A 16,971-nucleotide genomic window follows, 5' to 3' on the forward strand; every position below is an offset into this window, starting at 1 on the left:
TATGCTCGGGTTCAATTGCCAGTTTCATTACAATTAAGGCGTGGCTTGGGGTAGCATATGAAAATTCTCTGGAGGAACTAACGTGATTCGATGTATCCGTTTATGGACAGGCGCAGACAATAACTCGTATTTTGAAGAGGGCGTGATTGATTTGAATTTAAAAAATAATCGCGGTGATGTACTTTCATCAGCATTTACAGCTCAAACGATTTCATTTCAAGAAACAAGCGAGGGGGGTAAATATGATTGGCATAATGACCCTGTAAGGCAGATTGTCATTACCTTAACCGGCACTTTAGATTTTGTCACGCGCAATAATGAGCGCTTCACCATTAATCCAGGTGATATCTTGTTGGCCGAAGATTCAACTGGCACTGGGCATTCTTGGAAATTAGTCGGCTCTGCACCATGGAAACGTGCCTATATTGTCCTTGCACCAGGCGCAGCGGTTGCCTTTAAAGCCAATAAAGCACAGCAGTAAAAAAAAGATTTAGCAGGCTTGAATTTCCATCTTGCTTTACTATTCACCAGGGTAGCCTTTCTCCTGAATAAGAAAGAAAGCTGCCAGAGTCTTCTTTGGTAGCGCTTTCTAAGACATGAAACATATCCTTGACGGCATCATCTGCATTCCTGCCAATGTCTTGGCCACGAAATGGTTTCGATAGATTGGAATTGACAGTACCAGGATGTAAGGCGATTAAAGCAATATTTGGCTTTGTTCTTTTGAGTTCAATGGCCGCTGTTTTAATCAACATATTTAATGCTGCTTTAGAAGCACGATAGCTATACCAGCCCCCAAGCCGATTATCTTCAATACTGCCAACTTTAGCCGAGAGGGTAGCCATTACGCTATTTTGTGGATCCAACAGTTTTGAGAAGTTTTTGATGCTTAATGCTGGGCCAATGGCATTAATATTCATTAGCTCATTTAATTGAGCATGATTCAAGTCAGCCATTTTCTTTTCAGGCATCCATTTTTCAGAATGTAATAAGCCAATTGTATTAATAATGAGCTGAAATGGCCCTAGGGCAGCAAGACTGTGGGCAGAAGATTCAATCGTTTCTGGTAGACGATAGTCAATAGGGTAAATAGAGTGACGGCTGATGCCCTCCACCTTTGCACAAGCAGGATTATTTTCAAGCAGCCTCATAAAAGCAGAGCCGATAGTTCCAGATGAGCCAATGACTAAAGCGCGGAATGGTTTAGGCAGTAATCCCATGGCGTCCTATTGAGGGTATTGATTTATCTTCTAAAAATTAAGCATGATATGCCTGCAAGCAGCTTTAGTAAATTGGTCTTACACTTACTAAATGTCAAAAAAATTGCAAACACTTACCTTATTTTATGATGGTAAATGCCCCTTATGTCAGGCAGAAATTCGTTTTTTTTCCAGCCGAAATGAAGCAGGCCTCTTAAATTTTATTGATATTCATTCCACTCGATATGATCCTCTTAGTATTGGCGTTACGTGCGAACAAGCATTGGCAGCAATGTACGCTCAATATGAAGATGGGTCAATCATTCATGGAGTTGCTGTTTTCCCCGAGGCTTATTGCCGGGCACGCTTATCTTTTTTAGCTTGGTTATTCTCCAGAAAAACACTTCAGCCCAGCCTAGAAGTAGCCTATCGGTTTTTTGCTAGAAATAGACATCAAATTTCTAAATTATTTGGACCAAGTGCATTGTGGCTGGTGAATTTGAAAATTAATAGATAGTCCTTGGGAAGCGGCAAAAAGACCAAGATAGGCAAATTCAACCAGCAATAGTAATTCGATTTATCCTCAATAAAAAAGGTAAGTGATGAAAGCAATTTGGAATAAGACAATCTTGGCAGATTCAAATCAGACTATTGTGGTGGAGGGTAATTATTACTTCCCATCTACGGCATTAAATATGGAATTTTTTAAGAAATCAGATAAAAAAACAGTTTGCTCTTGGAAAGGTACTGCTAGTTATTATGATATTGAGGCAAATGGCCAAGTCAATAAAGATGCTGCTTGGTATTATGCTGAGCCAAAGGCGGCGGCTAATAATATCGCAGGATATATTGCTTTTTGGAAGGGTGTTGAGGTACGAGATATTTAACTTGAAGTTAATGCACTTAAAATTATTTAGTTTCTTCGCAGCAACTTTTTTTTTAATATCGAGTCATGCTCAAGACAGCACTAATCCTTATGATGTAAAAGTGACAGTTACCTCCTTAGGAGGACGCTTGCAAATCAGCGCTACTTATGCAGTACCAGTTAATATGTGTAGTGCTTACACATTCCTTACCGACTATGAAGCCTCAAAAAATATTCCTGGTATTGTTGATGCGCAGATCATTTCACGAACTGCCAATAGAGTTCGCGTATACAGGGCGATAGAGGAAGAGATTCTTTTTTTTCAGGTTGAGCTGAAATCCTTGGTTGAATATACCGAGACCCCATATCAATTAATTAGTTTCGAACAAATTAGTGGCGATGCTAAATTCTATAAAGGCACGTGGAGACTTGTATCTGAGAAAGCTAAAACAGTCTTCAAATACGATAGCTTAGTTGAGCTAGATTCAGTAGTGCCATCTTTTGTAATTGCTTATTTTATAAAAAATAACATTCGTAGCCGCCTTGAGGCAATGGCTAAGAAGGCAACTCAACATAAAATTGTCGATATGGCAAACTGTAAATAGCTTGATTTCATAATCTTAGCCAAGATACTGCAAATGTGACTTGCGCATTTGCTATACTCAAAAAGACAGTTATAAAGAATCAATTGACTTTATTTGAGTCATCAACAAAGAAAGAATGGTATGAATTTACTTCAAAAGTATTTACTTTTAATTTGTACAGCAAGCCTTGGATTATTGGCTGGCTGTGTAACTCAACAAAGTTATAACCAGCTTGACGGGGCTTATAGTCAATTACAGCAGGCGTTTCAAGGCGATGAAGTGGAAATTCGTAAGTTACAAGGTGAATTACGCATCACCATTAAAGATAAAATCCTCTTTCCAGAAGGCGGATATCGTTTGAATAGTAAGGCTGATGCAGTGTTAGCCAAAATGGCACCAACCTTATCGGGTTTTAAAAATACGAAAGTTGTTGTACGGGGATATACCGATAATGTGCCAATTGGGGCAGGCCTCAAAAAAGAAGGCATAGAAACAAATCTTGATCTCTCTTCAAGACGTGCCGACAATGTGGTTGATTACCTCATCAAAAAAGGCGTTAGCCCTGGTTTAATTTCTGCGCAAGGTATGGGTGAAGCTAGTCCTATGGCGCCAAATGATACCGCCGATGGTCGTGCACAAAACCGCCGTATTGAAGTTACCTTAGTTGGCCCAGGTACCTAATCTCCAGTTTTTTTAATTAAGGATTAAAAATGAGTTATCAATTTAAAGTAGTAGCTGCCGTAGTTACTGGTCTTCTTTTGGCTGCTTGCTCAGGGATGCCAGATGTTAAAACCCCATCAGCAGATTTTATTAAAATCAATAACGGTATCTTGACTAGTAGTTATGGCAAAACTATCTATACTTTTGATAAAGATCAGGCTAATTCAGGTAAATCTGAATGCGTAGCCACTTGCGCTGATAACTGGCCGCCTGTATACGTTGAGTCGGGCATTAAAGTTTCAGGAGATTTCTCCGTTATTACTCGTAGTGATGGACAAAAGCAGCTGGCCTACAAAGGGAAGCCTTTATACTTTTTTGCCAAAGATAAAAATCCTGGCGATAAAACAGGTGATGGAGTAAACAATATCTGGCATACAGTAAGCCCTTAAGGTTACTCTTGACCTAGAGCCCCCAACAGTTGGACCTCAAGTCTAACCAAGGGGGCGTTTTTATGTGCAATTTTTTTGCTAATGGCGTATGAACACTAAGCCTTTAAATGCCGAACAATCTCCCCATATTTTAGTTTTAGGAATGGGAGGGACGATTGCTGGGCTAGCACCAAACCCAGAAGTAAATCCGTTGGCTTATGAGGCGGGTCAAATTGAAATTGGTGATTTGTTAACAAAAATTGAGCAAATGTTCCCTCAAGGTCTTCGTATTATTTCTAGGCAGATTGCAAATATTAACAGTAGTAATTTAAGTGAATCCTTGTTAACGGAATTAGGTGAGCAGGTTAAAAAGGCGCTAGCAAGTTCTACGCTAATAGGCATAGTTATTACGCATGGCACAGATACAATCGAAGAAAGCGGTATATTTTTACAAGCTACTTGTGGCAAGTATGCTGAAAAGCTGGGAAAGCGGGTTGTCCTTACAGGGGCGATGTTGCCGTCGAATGCGGCTGGTGCAGATGGACCAGAAAATTTACTCAACGCAATTCAATGGGCATACACGGCGATTGATAACTGTCCAGGGGGTGTATTCGCAGTCTTTGCAGGTAAGGTCTGTATGGCGCGTGATTTAGCAAAACGACATAGTAGTGCCCTAGCTGCACCCTTGCTAGACTCGCCCTCTAGCTCCGTCTCGTTAATTAATCCTTCATGGCTATCCACAGTAAGAGCAGCACAAGCAGTATTAGTAGACGATTTACCTATCCCCCAAGTTCAGGAGTGGCCTTGGGTTGAGATTTTGACAAGCCATGCAGGCGCACGCGCCGACCTTGTTCAATTGTGTATTAATGCTGGGGTAAGAGGATTAGTTCTTGCAGGAACAGGTCAGGGTGGGTTTAATAAGGCATGGCAAGACTCGGTTAATCAAGCAATTGCCGCAGGGGTTGCGATCGTTCGAGCCACCAGAACTGGCGCTGGTATCGTTCGGCCCAACATACCCGCACAAGATCCTGAGGGCTGCATTGCTGCTGGAAGCCTATCACCCCCAAAGGCGAGGATTGTTTTACAGCTAGCACTCAATGCGGCAAAAGTGAGTCAGGCTGAAGCAGAATCTTTTCGGCCAAGATGGCAAGATTACTTTGCACTACAGACATACTAGTGCACTGCAAATACCAAATTTAATAAGAGCTAAGAGAGTTACTGCCTGCATTCGGTATCTGATTTCTGAAGTCATCATCCATCCCGCCATCTTTACTGAAATTGCTCGCACACCCCGTGAACAAATTTGCAAAAAAAAGAGCAATGATTATTTTCCGCATATGCTTTTCCTTTAGAGTTTAATGTTGTATTAATTCGTCAATAAAAATCTGGTAACGCTGACTTTTGGGTTTATTCTTATCTTCAGAATTCACATATTCAATGGATGTTTTTCCACCAATTAACCCTCTCGGCAAAATCATGACCCTTGCAAACGCTGAGGCTAAGGTCTTATCGGTGGCAGCATAAACTGCATCAGGGCCAGCCTCAAACCAGGCGCTCAAGGGTTGATGAGTATGGATATTGCCGAGGGTATGAATTTGGATAGAACCAAATAGTAAACAGCGAATACCCCCACCCAGATGTCGATGAGTCAGCGCCTCGCCTTCAGGAGGAAAATCGACTCTATCACAGCGAATAATGTACTGACTTAAATCACCTAACGCCATCTTGGCCGCTAAGAGTAGAGTACTTTGTGACGCTTGAATTTTATTAGAATTATCAACTTCATTAACCAGTTCCCAGCGCAACATGATTGCGTCAGCACTTCCACCACCCAAGGAAAATGATTCTGGAATAGAAAGGGCGCTATTCTGCGATAGAGTGAGCCTTGTAGAGACGCCATTTTTGATGGCTATACTTCCCTCAACTATATATATGGCTCGAGCATAGGTTGAGTTCAATTCGATCGATGCTGACTTTGCAGTTAGCTGATCAAGATAAAGTCGTAATTCGTAATTCATTTTGTAGCTTTTAATTGCTGCTCAAGCCACTGCGCAAAAAAGGGTGCTGGTTTTAAAATTCGGGTTTCTTGTACCAGCATCAGTGGCCTAATTTTAGGCAGATAAGCCTGCCAATGAGGGTCAAGCGCCAAAACGCCCCGTCTTTTTTCTCGATCTGCGGCGTCTTGGTATGCCCAGAGGTGAATTACCGTATTTTGCGGGCCAGTATCTACAGTGTAATAACCCACATTACAACCCAAAATATTTAACTGTATTGACCGACCTTCATCTTCATAAAGCTTAAGATACTCGGCAACTTTGCCGTGATGTAATGTATAGATTCGCTCTTCGACAATCATTTAGCTTCCTTTTGCTTGTAGTGCTGTAGTCAAATAATTTATATTAAAATGATCATTACCGTTTAATTAAATCCATACCGCTATTTTGAATGGGAACTGAAGCCTCGGGAGAGGTCAAAAATTGAATTAATTTTTTCGCCGATTCAACCTGTGTAGAACCTTGCGTGATGGCAATAGCAAATATCTGTAAAAGCTGAATTTCTTCTGGCAAGCGCCCAATAAAATCAATGCCTGTGACATTGACAAGTTCGCTGCTTGGTTGAATAGCTATAGCAGCTTCTCTTGCGGCTAATAGCGAGGTTGCTTGGCTACCGCGTTCAGTAATTTTTACTGAGATTTGTTTGGTAATTCCCAGCTTCGGAAAAAGTTCTTTTGTGAGATAAATACCGCTTGTACTGCCAGGGACAACAATAGAGTTAGCGTTCAATAATGCTTGTTTGAAGGCGGCAACAGTACTAATATCCGGCCTTGAGGCGCCTAATGGAACTGCCGCACCTAAGGGCGCAAGAGCCAAGTCGACATCTGAGCCGGGAATAATTCTACCTAAAGCAACTAATTCTGCAAGCCCTTCGCGGGACAGTATCACCACATCTACAGTGGCGCCACTCTCAAGTTGTGCTTTGATTGTTTTTGGTCCTGTACCTTGGGATGCTCCAGATAGAGTTTTGACTGTAATCCCCGTCATTTTTTCAAATTGCGGTAGCATTTGCTGGTATGGGCCACTAAATCCACCAGAAATAATTACTTGAAGTTGTGCCATGGAAGAGGTACTGATTAGAAATGCGCCGATACTGAAGAAAATATATTTCAAGGATGTCGCCCTATATTTTTACTGCGAAAGATAACTTATCGCCTAAGCCAGTGAAAGTATATTATTTTTAGGTTGCAGATGGTAAATTTGAGTCAATTTAGCTGTAATCTATTAAAATTAAAGAATACTTAATTTTCACACTATTCTAGTGGTATGTCCGGCATATCAATTTATTCTTATCTATAACCTATTTAGCATGAAATGAGCAAGACTAAAAATATCCTCATCTCGGGTGGAAGCGGCGGCATCGGCAGAGCTATTGCACGTAGAGTAATTGAGGATGGCTATAGCGTTATTAATTTAGATCAAGTACCCCCGAAAGAATTACTTGCTAGCGAAACATTTCATCGAGTCGACTTAACTGACGCCAAAGCAACTCAGGGGTTAATTGTAGACTTGCTGAAGACCACCAGCATATTACGCTTAGTAAATAACGCCGGTATTATTCGTCCCGGCGCCCTTGAGGATGTTAGTCTTGATGATTTTAATGCCGTGATGGACTTAAATCTGAAGGCACCGATGCTATTGGCTCAAAGTCTGATGCCGGCGATGCGCACTGCTCAATTTGGGCGAATTATTAACATTGCTAGTAGAGCGGCACTAGGCAAAGAAGAGCGCACGGCTTATGCTGCTAGCAAAGCTGGTCTACTCGGAATGACGCGCACCTGGGCGCTTGAAATGGCCCACTTTGGTATTACGGTAAATGCCATTGGACCAGGGCCCATAGCTACTGAATTATTTACTTTGGGTAATCATCCTGACCATCCTAAAACAAAAAAAATTATTGCCAATATTCCAGTGAAGAGAATGGGTGAGCCAGAAGATGTTGCGCACGCTGTTGCACTATTTTTGGATGACCGCGCTAGCTTTATTACCGGACAAGTACTCTATGTTTGTGGTGGCATTACAGTTGGTCTTAGTAACGCAGCTTAATAATCCTTTATAAAGAACCATCATGGAAGAAAAACTGATTTCAATTTATTCAAGTCTAGACTTGGAAATAGCGGATAGCATTATTAATGCAGCAATTAAAATACGTGCAGCTAATGGAATTTTGCCGCAGGCGATTGCTGTCCTGGATTCGGGAGGGCAACTTGTGGCATTTAAACGTGAAAATGGCTGCGGTATCATGCGCTTCGATATTGCGCTTGGTAAAGCTTGGGCAGCTCTTGGCATGGGCATGCACACTCGCCAAATTAGAGATCGCTTAGCGAATCGCCCCGTTTTTCTAAATGCTTTAGGAGGCGCGGCGGGTGGGCGGTTTATTCCAGTTCCAGGGGGTGTACTGATCTTAAATCAGCAGAGAATAGCCATAGGGGCTGTTGGCATTAGTGGCGATACCTCAGATAAAGACGAGTATTGCGCAATTGAAGCGATTAAATTATCTACGCTACTCGCTGAACCAGCCGAGCCGTCACCCGACTGGAATAGTAGTCAACTTTAATTGAGAAGCAAGATGAACTTAAGCAAAATATTTTTTTCAATAATGAGTTTATTTTTGTTTAGTACAAATTTTTTATCTGGTACTTCACAAGCACAAAATACCTACCCTACCAAGCCAATCCGTTTGGTTGTTCCATTTCCAGCTGGTGGACCAACCGACCAGTTTGCAAGGTTATATGCCCAATCGCTAGGGGTTCAGCTTGGGGTATCAGTAGTGGTTGATAACAAAAGTGGTGCTAGTGGTGCCATTGGTTCACTTGAAGTAAAAAATAGCAATCCTGATGGCTATACCCTATTATTCGGCACTGCCTCTACGCATGTTCTTTATAGCCTGATCAATCCTAAGCCGCAATATGATTCGATCAAAGATTTTGTTGAAATTGCTGTGGTTGGTGATGCCCCCATTGTTTTTGCTGTAAGCCCCACCACTACTGGTACCTTCAAAGAGCTACTAGAATTTGCAAAACTGAATCCAGGTAAATTGCAATATGGCTCTGCAGGCGAGGGAACCTATCTACATATCGTTGGGGAGAGATTGAAATATGAATTGGGCGGCCTACAAATTCAACATATTCCATTCAGAGGAAGCGCGCAATCAATACCAGCATTGATGGGCAGCCAAATTAATATGACAGTCGATACATTGGGTTCTGTAATTAATCAACATCGAGCAGGAAAGCTAAGAATTGTCGCTATTGCAACTTCTAAGCGCTCGGCTTTATTGCCCGATGTGCCAACAGTGAGTGAGGCTACAGGCCTGAAAGATTTTCAAGCGGCCTTATGGAATATTGTCTCTGCACCGCATGGGCTTTCGCCTGAAATTACTAATAAATTAATCAATGCAAGTACGAAGGTACTTTCTGAGCCAGCCCTGATTGAAAAATTGACTACCCTTTCGATTCAGCCAATTAATAATATTACTGGGATAAAAGCGACTGCATTTATTGCGAAAGAGTTAGTGAGTTTGCGTCCAGTTGTGCAAGCGGCAAACCTGAAGAAAGAGTAATTGAACTACTGCATAGCTTTATAAGCAGATGCTATGAACTCCACAGGGTTTGATCATTGTCTCAGAGCCTACTGTTTGGCGTACGACCTCAGCCAATAATTGGGCTGCTGGCGAGGGCTCTTTCCCTTCGGGGAAAACAATGCCTAAACGCCGAGAGACTAGTGGGTTTTGAATGGGGCGCACCGCTAATGCAGTATTGCTTGGGCCAGGACAAAGCATTGACGGTAAAACGGTTACACCTAGCCCTGCTTCGACTAAACCTAATAAGGTGTGAACTTGCGTAGTTTCATAAACAATTTTTAAGTCAATACCAAGGGGCTCGATAGCTCGATCAAAAACATCACGAATTCCCGAGCCGCGTCGCAGTAATAAAAGTTCATGGGCGCTGAGATCATGCCCTGTTACTTCTCGTTTTGCCCCGAGAGGATGATCACGGGAGCATACTAATTGAAAAGTATCCTCGACTAAGGGAATAGTGAGTTCAGCTTTGGTCAGCGAGTCTTCACTAACAATCGCTAAATCACAATCGCTATTTTCTAGGCTACGTAAAATTCCACGCATAGTGTCATCTAAAAAAATAACATTGATAGCAGGGTAAAGCCGTTTCATTTCAACTAAAACGGGTGGAAGCAAATGGAACACAGTTGAGGATAAACAGGCCAAAGAAACTCGTTCCCGCCCAGAGGCAGCAAAATCTCGCAGCCCAACGATGGCACGATCCATGCCATCGAGCATTTTCTCAGCATCAATGAGGAACGTTAAGCCTGCTTCAGTAAGGCGTACTGAGCGCGTAGTGCGATCAAGTAATTTCACTTTAATTAATGATTCCAGCTGGGTAATGGCTTGACTAGTTGCAGGCTCACTGAGATGAAGCGCATTTGCAGCATTGCGAAAACTGCCCCGTCGAGCAATTTCAATAAATACCCGTAAATGCTTGAAATTGGGGTTAATCATTGGCTCACAATCAAAATAAGTATAGAAAACTATTAATAAGATAAATCAAATAATACATTCAATATATCAAATTGATAAATAAATAATTGAGATTTAGACTAGCGCTGATGAAGAAAGCTAGCCTCTTGGTTATTTTGTCAGCTTTGCTATGCCAGTTCGGCATCGCAGCAGACTCAGTATCGGCGCTTGAATTAGTCGTGCCAACAGCTGCACAGGGATCAACGGATCAAATCGCCCATTTGCTAGCTGCAGGCTTAAGTCGGCGGGGGTTTGGAGAGGTCAAAGTTGTCAACATGCCGGGTCGAAGTGGTACTGTGGCTGCAGCATATGTGGCTCAGTCTGCACCCAATGGCCAAACCTTATTAATTGCCACACCCAGCAGCCACGGTATTGCATCAGCCTTTGAGGGTAAATTAAGCTACGATCCAGTGACCAGTTTTTCACCGATTATTCGGTTTGCCGCAGCACCTTATATTTTGGTTGTAAATATTGCTGGCCCAACCAATTTAGGGCAATTTGTACAACAAGCACGTAATGCTAATGGGCAGTGGCGTTACGCATCAACCGGCATTGGTGGCCCACATCATTTAGTAGCAGAATTGTATTTTAAAAGTAGCGATTTAAATTTAATCCACCAACCTGCTTCCGGCGGAGCGAATGCTATTGGTCAGGTACAAAATGGTAGTGTTGAAGTGATGTTGCCAGCAGCAATCTTGGCGTTACCCAAAATTCAAGCGCAACAGTTACGCGCGCTTGCTGTTACCGGTGATAAACGCATTGCCTCCTTGCCTAATGTACCCACCTTTGGGGAGTTGGGGGTGGCATTGCAATTTGAATCTTGGTATGGCCTCATCGGACCGAGTGGGCTGCCGGCAGAAAAAGTCCAACAATTATCTACAGCGGTAATAGCAATCTTAAATGAACCGGCAGTAGAGGAAAGGTTGGCAGAACTAGCTATTAATAAAAAAGCAGAACGTGGTGATGAATTTAACCAAGTTATTGCACGGGAACTTGCACTCTGGAAAAATCTTGTTGCAACTCTTGGATTAAACAGCGAAAAAAATAATCTTGAAAAATGAGTAAGGGCACTTATAAATTGCGTAAATTCTTTATTTACTGCTGCGTGATGTTGCCTTTGTTGATGGGATCGTCCTTTGCGCGGGCTGCATGGCCTGACAAGCCTATTCGAATTATTGTTCCTTTTGTTGCAGGTGGTGCTGCAGATAGTGCTGCGCGCTTATTAGCACCTGGATTACAAAAGCGCTTAGGTAAGCCAGTATTGATTGAAAATATTGCTGGTGCGGGTGCAACAATAGGTACTGCAGCTGTTGCAACAGCTCCTGCCGACGGTTATACCTTATTGATGGGTAGTGCTAGTAATGCGATTAGTAATTCAATTCAAAAAAAGATGCCATACGTTTTTGAGCGAGATTTAGTTCCTCTTTTATTAGTAGGTGAGGTACCCGGAGTAGTAGTTGTGCCAAGCGCACTGCCAGTTAAAAATATGGCTGATTTAATTGCCTATGTTAAGGCGCATGATGGCGAAATAAATTATGGTTCTCCCGGTTATGGCACAAGCGTCCATATGGCTGGTGAATTGTTTCAGAGTATGACATCCACCACGATGATTCATGTGCCATATAAAGGCGCGTCTGCTGCTATCACAGATTTACTTGGTATGCGTTTGCAATTAATGTTTCCTGCTTTAGCTGCGGCACAACCCCAAATTCAAGCAGGCACTTTACGAGCACTTGCCGTAACAACTCGCAAGCGTTCGCCACTGGCTCCAGATTTACCTACTGTTAGCGAATCAGGGTTAGCAGGTTATGAGGTTGGGGGATGGATAGGACTTTTTGTACCAAAGGGTGTGTCTGTGGACATCATCAAGACCTTACAAGATGCTCTGTATGAGACTCTAAAAGATGAAAGTATCCGTAACGCATTACTCAAAGCAGGAATTGAGGTCACGCCCGCTTCAGCTCAAATCTTGCGCGAACGGGTTGAGACAGATACACGACGTTGGGAACAAATTATCAAAAAAAGAAAGATGGAATTGCAATGATAGAGAAACAATCGCCTGCACTCGCAACAAAAATACTCGCCAATCGCCGTGAAGCGCAGGCCCTAATTAATACACTTGCTAAGCCAATTTTGCCGCATTTAATTAATGGTGAAGAATGTCAAAGTAGCGATGGCCGAACTTTTGATAACTTTTCGCCATATGATGGAGCCCTACTAAATACAACTGCTTTGGGCGGAAAGCGTGATATCAAGGCTGCTAGTAGCGCAGCTAGTGCTGCATTTAAAGGTTGGCGAGAATGGCCTGCAGGCGAGCGTCAAGATGTATTGCATGCACTTGCCGACCGACTGGAAGCAAATGCCGAGGCAATTGCATTACTTGAGACTGCCGATACTGGGCAACCTTTACGTTTTACGACAAAAACAGCAGTACGTGGTGCGGAAAATTTTCGCTATTTTGCCGACTTATGTAATCAGGCTACCGATGGGCGTAGTTACTCTAGTCCTACCCATCTAAATTACACCATGCGAGACCCAATAGGGCCAATTGGCGCTATTACACCTTGGAATATGCCCTTTATGTTAGCAACTTGGAAAATTGCTCCAGCCCTTGCATCGGGTTGTACAGTAGTTCATAAACCCGCTGAATGGAGTCCATTAAGTGCTGCCCTACTAGGCAAAATTGCACTCGAAGCAGGTTTGCCCGCAGGCGTACTTAATGTAGTTCATGGTGTAGGTGAGGAAGCCGGGCTTGCGCTCACGCAAGATCCAAATATAAAAGCCATTGCGTTTGTTGGCGGCACTACAACTGGTGCACACATTATGGCGCAAGCTGCACCAAGCTTAAAACGCGTTCATTTTGAGTTGGGTGGTAAAAGTCCTGTCATTGTATTTTCTGATGCTGATCTTGATCGGGCTGTAGACGCTGTTACGTTCATGATCTTTAGTTTAAATGGGCAACGATGTAATGCGGGATCACGTTTGTTGGTAGAGCATTCAATTCATGATCAATTTGTAGAGCGTTTGGTACAACGGGCAAAAAGTATTCAAGTCGGGAATCCTTTTAGCCCAGCAACCGAAATAGGGCCCCTGATTCATGCACGGCAACTAACTAAGGTAAGCGAGTACTGTGAGCGAGCCAAAGCTGCTGGAGCTACTGTTCAATGTGGCGGTATCCCGAAAAATAATCCCGAATTAAGTACTCAAGGGCATTGGTTTATGCCGATGATTATTACTGGGGTTACCAGTGGCATGGAAATTAGTCGTGAGGAAGTTTTTGGCCCTCTTTTAGTAGTCACTCCATTTAAAGATGAGGCTGAGGCATTGAGTTTAGCTAACGATAGTCGTTATGGTTTATCAACCTATCTTTGGACCGAAAATGTTGGACGAGCACATCGCTTGGCGCGATCATTTCAAGCGGGAATGGTTTGGGTTAATACGGAAATTGCGCGTAATTTGGCAACCCCTTTTGGCGGCATGAAGGATAGTGGCATAGGTCGCGATGGCGGCGACTGGAGCTTTGATTTTTATATGGAAACGCGTAATGTATGTGTTGCGATCGGTAACCATCATGTGCCAAAAATTGGGAAAGCGTAAATTTACTAATGAATTCGCGTCCTAATATCCTTTTTATAACCACCGATCAGCAGCGCGCCGATTGTATCGGGTATGAAAATACAACGTTACTTACTCCCAACCTCGATGCATTAGCGCGCAGTGGCGCACGCTTCTCTAATTGCATAACGCCAAGCATAGTATGTCAGCCAGCGCGGGCAGCCATTTTGACAGGCAAATTGCCTCTGACTAATGGGGTTTGGGATAACGGCGTAGATCTTGACCCTAACATTGGCCAAATGGGTATGGCCGCAAGTTTGGCAGCCGGCGGTTATGCCACCACTTTTATTGGTAAAGCACACTTCTCTTCAAAGATTACCTTTGCGGCAACCGGTACACCCGAGTGTCGTAAGAGTGCGCCGAGTTATCCCGATGATTGGTTTGGTCCTTATATGGGTTTTCAGCACGTTGAATTAGCTGCTCTTGGCAAGTTTCATCGCAACCGACTGCAGAATAATGCGCCGCAAATTCATCGTTTTGAATCTTGGTTTCTCGGTCATCCTCAAGCATTAGATTTATGGCAGACCGGCTTGTCTGAGGGTAGTGGTGCTGCGCAAACCTGGGCTTCGGCATTACCAGCTGAGTGGCATAGTAGTGCTTGGGTGGCTGAGCGAACCTTAGCGATGCTTGCAAGTAGAGCAGTAGTCCCTGAGCACTCAACCCAAGAAAAATCCCAACCTTTCTTTACCTGGGCCTCTTTTCCCGACCCACATCATCCTTTCGATTGCCCAGCGCCGTGGAATACCCTGTACGACCCAGCCAAGATGACTTTGCCACTGCATCGCCAACTTGATTTAGAGCAGCGACCATGGTGGCACCGCGCTGCCTTAGAGGGTACGCCACAAATTGCTGATCCTGAATTAGCTAAATTTCGGGCTGAAGGTTTTAAAGTTCCCCCACAAACTGATGCTCAGCTAGCAGAAATGATGGCTAATTATTACGGCATGATTTCTCATGTAGATTATCAAATCGGCCGAATTCTTGAGGGTTTAAAACAGGCAGGTTTAGCAGAAAACACCCTTATTGTATTTGCCAGTGATCATGGTGATATGTTGGGTGATCACGGTCTTTACCTCAAAGGACCGATGATTTACGAAGGCGTATTACGCGTACCACTAATTATTTCCGGACCAGGAATTAAGGCTGGTACCCTAGTTAATTCAATTGTTTCGACCATTGATTTGGCTGCAACTTTTATGCAAGTAGCTGAGCTACCTAATATTAGTGTGCAAAGCCGTTCGCTGCTACCAGTAATAGAGGGTCTTGACGAGCACGAGTGCGCTTGGAGCGAGTGGTATGTTCATCCAGCTAGATTGGGTGTGTCACTGCAATTGCGCACGGTAAGAACATTGCGTTACAGCTATACCTTTGAGTTTGGTTCAGGTGTAGGGGAATTATATGACTTACGCGAAGACCCACTAGAGTTGATAAACCGGTTCAACGACCCCACATGGCTGCCGGTAAGGGAGCAAATGCATGCATTGCTTCTAGCACGCCCAGGCGAACTTCTTGAAGTGCTGGCCGAGCCGGTAGGCATGGCTTAAGACTGCAGATGATAATACATACATATACATTACGACTACTGGTTTGCATCACTTTTTTAATGCCAGCTTATGCACTGGCTGAGTGTATAGAAGCACTGACTGCGGTCTCACAATTGCAAGAAACGGTAGCAGCAGAAAATACCGCACGTGACGCGTTAATCACGCTTCGTCGTAATGCACAGGATTGGAAAAATGTATTATTACGTGGCCGCGACGAGGTTGAGAGCCAAAAATTACTTTTACGCTTCAATCAACAAGCCAAAAATTATGCTGAGCTGCTTGTTTTATTACGTCAGCAGTTGACTAAAAGTAATCTTTATCTAACACAAGTCGACATTCTAGAAAAAGAACAAAGCATTTTATTTGCGGGATATCGCTCAGCCTTAGCACGTTACGGGGTACTTTCGCTTGAGGCAGCAGCGACAGCAGACCGAGCTGTACAGGGGGCTGATGTGTTGAGTTTTAGAACCCTAGAATCGATTATTAGCTCACTGGCTGTAAATAATAAAGACCATTTTCAAAAATTACGTCAAGCAATTATGGAGTGCAAATGACCTCAATGGAATTTACCTCATTAGTAGCAGAATCAGCGCCGGTACTTAAGCCTCTGGATATCATTGTGCCCTTTCCTCCAGGGGGGATCGATCTAATTCTAAAGTTAGTGATACCTAAATTATCAATACTATTAGATCGACCTGTTAATTTAATTAATCGTCCTGGTGGCACTGGTGCGCTAGGCACTCTTGAGGTTGCTCAAGCAAATCCTAATGGTCAAACACTTCTCTTTGTCTCACAAGGACCATTAGCATATCAACCCTTAGTCAATCGGGTTGAGTACGACGTCCGTCATTCTTTTGTGCCGGTCTGTCGTTTCACCTTAACGCCAAGTGTGTTAATGGCATCAGGACAAAGTACTTTTAAAAATATGGCTGAGGTTGTGCGAGCCGCAAAAGCCCAGCCCGGAAAAATTATTTACTCGACTCCAGGGGTAGGAGGTCTGCCACATATCGGCATGGAAGCATTTGCACAAAAGTTGCAAATTAAACTGCATCATCAACCTTTTGCTGGTGCTGCCGCTGCAATTGAGGCACTAAAGGCAGGACAAGCAGATTTAATAGCAGAACAACTTCCAACTGCAGTTGCTCTGGCGAATGAAGGAGCGCGCATTATTGGAGTATTTGCGCCCAATCGCTTAACTTCCCTACCTGAGGTACCGACCATGATTGAACAGGGCTGCGATCTAGCATTCCAATCATGGAACGTACTCATGGCACCAGCAGGAACGCCAACCGATATTTTGCAGCGAATTAGCGAAGCTTGTTTAGCTGCACTATTAGAAGTTACTGGAGACTTAAATAATAAGATGGGTATGGATCCAGCCTACCTTGGCTCAGCGCAAACCGCTACTTTTATTGTTAGCGAATTAGATCGTGCGCGTGAGTTAACTCGTCTTAGTGGATTGCTCACCAATAAATAAATCTTAAATTA

21 protein-coding genes are annotated in these 16,971 nt (G+C 43.3%); 16 read left to right on the top strand and 5 right to left on the bottom strand.

Annotated elements, in window-relative coordinates; all coding sequences use genetic code 11:
* The first annotated feature begins 82 nt into the window (after positions 1–82).
* Positions 83–481, top strand: a complete 399-nt coding sequence (locus tag LZT21_RS07820; RefSeq protein WP_233937218.1) for a hypothetical protein — start codon at positions 83–85, stop codon at positions 479–481.
* A 43-nt stretch (positions 482–524) separates the two neighbouring features.
* Here the strand turns inward: LZT21_RS07820 and LZT21_RS07825 are convergent, their stop codons facing one another.
* Positions 525–1,220, bottom strand: a complete 696-nt coding sequence (locus LZT21_RS07825; RefSeq protein WP_233990145.1) for an SDR family NAD(P)-dependent oxidoreductase — start codon at positions 1,218–1,220, stop codon at positions 525–527.
* Between the two features lie 91 nt (positions 1,221–1,311).
* Here LZT21_RS07825 and LZT21_RS07830 point away from each other — a divergent pair, with 91 nt between their 5' ends.
* The 6 genes from LZT21_RS07830 to LZT21_RS07855 all read left to right on the top strand — a co-directional run bounded on the left by LZT21_RS07830 (position 1,312) and on the right by LZT21_RS07855 (position 4,913).
* Positions 1,312–1,716, top strand: a complete 405-nt coding sequence (locus tag LZT21_RS07830; RefSeq protein ID WP_233990147.1) for a thiol-disulfide oxidoreductase DCC family protein — start codon at positions 1,312–1,314, stop codon at positions 1,714–1,716.
* A gap of 85 nt (positions 1,717–1,801) precedes the next feature.
* Positions 1,802–2,086 carry a DUF427 domain-containing protein gene (locus tag LZT21_RS07835; RefSeq protein WP_233925328.1) on the top strand — a complete coding sequence of 95 codons (285 nt, stop codon included), beginning with the start codon at positions 1,802–1,804 and terminating at the stop codon, positions 2,084–2,086.
* A gap of 10 nt (positions 2,087–2,096) precedes the next feature.
* The gene (locus LZT21_RS07840) at positions 2,097–2,669 is read left to right on the top strand and encodes an SRPBCC family protein (RefSeq protein ID WP_233990354.1); all 573 of its coding nucleotides are present in this window, start codon (positions 2,097–2,099) and stop codon (positions 2,667–2,669) included.
* 120 nt (positions 2,670–2,789) lie between these two features.
* Positions 2,790–3,329 (top strand): OmpA family protein, encoded by a 540-nt coding sequence (locus LZT21_RS07845; RefSeq protein ID WP_233925329.1) that lies wholly within the window; start codon positions 2,790–2,792, stop codon positions 3,327–3,329.
* Positions 3,330–3,358: 29 nt separating this feature from the next.
* Positions 3,359–3,757 carry a hypothetical protein gene (locus LZT21_RS07850; RefSeq protein WP_233925330.1) on the top strand — a complete coding sequence of 133 codons (399 nt, stop codon included), beginning with the start codon at positions 3,359–3,361 and terminating at the stop codon, positions 3,755–3,757.
* A gap of 88 nt (positions 3,758–3,845) precedes the next feature.
* Positions 3,846–4,913 (top strand): asparaginase, encoded by a 1,068-nt coding sequence (locus tag LZT21_RS07855; protein ID WP_233990149.1) that lies wholly within the window; start codon positions 3,846–3,848, stop codon positions 4,911–4,913.
* 178 nt (positions 4,914–5,091) lie between these two features.
* On the opposite strand, the gene LZT21_RS07860 is transcribed toward LZT21_RS07855, so the two are convergent.
* The 3 genes from LZT21_RS07860 to LZT21_RS07870 are packed head-to-tail and all read right to left on the bottom strand — an operon-like array spanning position 5,092 to position 6,903.
* The gene (locus LZT21_RS07860; RefSeq protein WP_233990151.1) at positions 5,092–5,754 is read right to left on the bottom strand and encodes a hypothetical protein; all 663 of its coding nucleotides are present in this window, start codon (positions 5,752–5,754) and stop codon (positions 5,092–5,094) included.
* Positions 5,751–6,092 carry an NIPSNAP family protein gene (locus LZT21_RS07865; RefSeq protein ID WP_233925333.1) on the bottom strand — a complete coding sequence of 114 codons (342 nt, stop codon included), beginning with the start codon at positions 6,090–6,092 and terminating at the stop codon, positions 5,751–5,753. The genes LZT21_RS07860 and LZT21_RS07865 overlap by 4 nt, the downstream gene beginning before the upstream one ends.
* A 55-nt stretch (positions 6,093–6,147) precedes the next feature.
* Complete coding sequence (locus LZT21_RS07870) at positions 6,148–6,903, bottom strand: extracellular solute-binding protein (RefSeq protein ID WP_233990152.1); 756 nt, start codon at positions 6,901–6,903, stop codon at positions 6,148–6,150.
* A 201-nt stretch (positions 6,904–7,104) separates the two neighbouring features.
* Between LZT21_RS07870 and LZT21_RS07875 the strand changes: the two genes are divergently transcribed.
* From LZT21_RS07875 to LZT21_RS07885, 3 genes are read left to right on the top strand one after another with little or no spacing between them, the layout of a single operon-like run.
* Positions 7,105–7,836 (top strand): SDR family oxidoreductase, encoded by a 732-nt coding sequence (locus tag LZT21_RS07875; RefSeq protein WP_233990155.1) that lies wholly within the window; start codon positions 7,105–7,107, stop codon positions 7,834–7,836.
* 22 nt (positions 7,837–7,858) lie between these two features.
* On the top strand, positions 7,859–8,347 hold the full coding sequence (locus LZT21_RS07880) for a heme-binding protein (RefSeq protein WP_233990157.1): 489 nt from the start codon (positions 7,859–7,861) through the stop codon (positions 8,345–8,347).
* 12 nt (positions 8,348–8,359) lie between these two features.
* On the top strand, positions 8,360–9,352 hold the full coding sequence (locus LZT21_RS07885) for a tripartite tricarboxylate transporter substrate binding protein (protein WP_233925337.1): 993 nt from the start codon (positions 8,360–8,362) through the stop codon (positions 9,350–9,352).
* An 18-nt stretch (positions 9,353–9,370) separates the two neighbouring features.
* Here the strand turns inward: LZT21_RS07885 and LZT21_RS07890 are convergent, their stop codons facing one another.
* Positions 9,371–10,306, bottom strand: coding sequence for a LysR family transcriptional regulator (locus LZT21_RS07890; protein WP_233990159.1), 936 nt, complete (start codon positions 10,304–10,306; stop codon positions 9,371–9,373).
* 107 nt (positions 10,307–10,413) lie between these two features.
* On the opposite strand from LZT21_RS07890, the gene LZT21_RS07895 reads away from it, so the two are divergent.
* From LZT21_RS07895 to LZT21_RS07920, 6 genes are read left to right on the top strand one after another with little or no spacing between them, the layout of a single operon-like run.
* The gene (locus tag LZT21_RS07895) at positions 10,414–11,385 is read left to right on the top strand and encodes a tripartite tricarboxylate transporter substrate binding protein (protein WP_233990161.1); all 972 of its coding nucleotides are present in this window, start codon (positions 10,414–10,416) and stop codon (positions 11,383–11,385) included.
* Positions 11,382–12,368 (top strand): tripartite tricarboxylate transporter substrate binding protein, encoded by a 987-nt coding sequence (locus LZT21_RS07900; protein WP_233990163.1) that lies wholly within the window; start codon positions 11,382–11,384, stop codon positions 12,366–12,368. The genes LZT21_RS07895 and LZT21_RS07900 overlap by 4 nt, the downstream gene beginning before the upstream one ends.
* On the top strand, positions 12,365–13,921 hold the full coding sequence (hpaE, locus tag LZT21_RS07905) for a 5-carboxymethyl-2-hydroxymuconate semialdehyde dehydrogenase (RefSeq protein WP_233990165.1): 1,557 nt from the start codon (positions 12,365–12,367) through the stop codon (positions 13,919–13,921). Before LZT21_RS07900 ends, hpaE begins: the two co-directional genes overlap by 4 nt.
* Before the next feature lie 8 nt (positions 13,922–13,929).
* The gene (locus LZT21_RS07910) at positions 13,930–15,483 is read left to right on the top strand and encodes a sulfatase-like hydrolase/transferase (protein WP_233990167.1); all 1,554 of its coding nucleotides are present in this window, start codon (positions 13,930–13,932) and stop codon (positions 15,481–15,483) included.
* An 8-nt stretch (positions 15,484–15,491) separates the two neighbouring features.
* Positions 15,492–16,037 (top strand): hypothetical protein, encoded by a 546-nt coding sequence (locus LZT21_RS07915; RefSeq protein WP_233990168.1) that lies wholly within the window; start codon positions 15,492–15,494, stop codon positions 16,035–16,037.
* Positions 16,034–16,960, top strand: coding sequence for a tripartite tricarboxylate transporter substrate binding protein (locus tag LZT21_RS07920; RefSeq protein ID WP_233990169.1), 927 nt, complete (start codon positions 16,034–16,036; stop codon positions 16,958–16,960). Before LZT21_RS07915 ends, LZT21_RS07920 begins: the two co-directional genes overlap by 4 nt.
* The last annotated feature ends 11 nt before the right edge of the window (positions 16,961–16,971 follow it).

The organism is Polynucleobacter sp. IMCC 30228 (assembly GCF_021395205.1).
Taxonomy (GTDB): Bacteria; Pseudomonadota; Gammaproteobacteria; order Burkholderiales; family Burkholderiaceae; genus Polynucleobacter.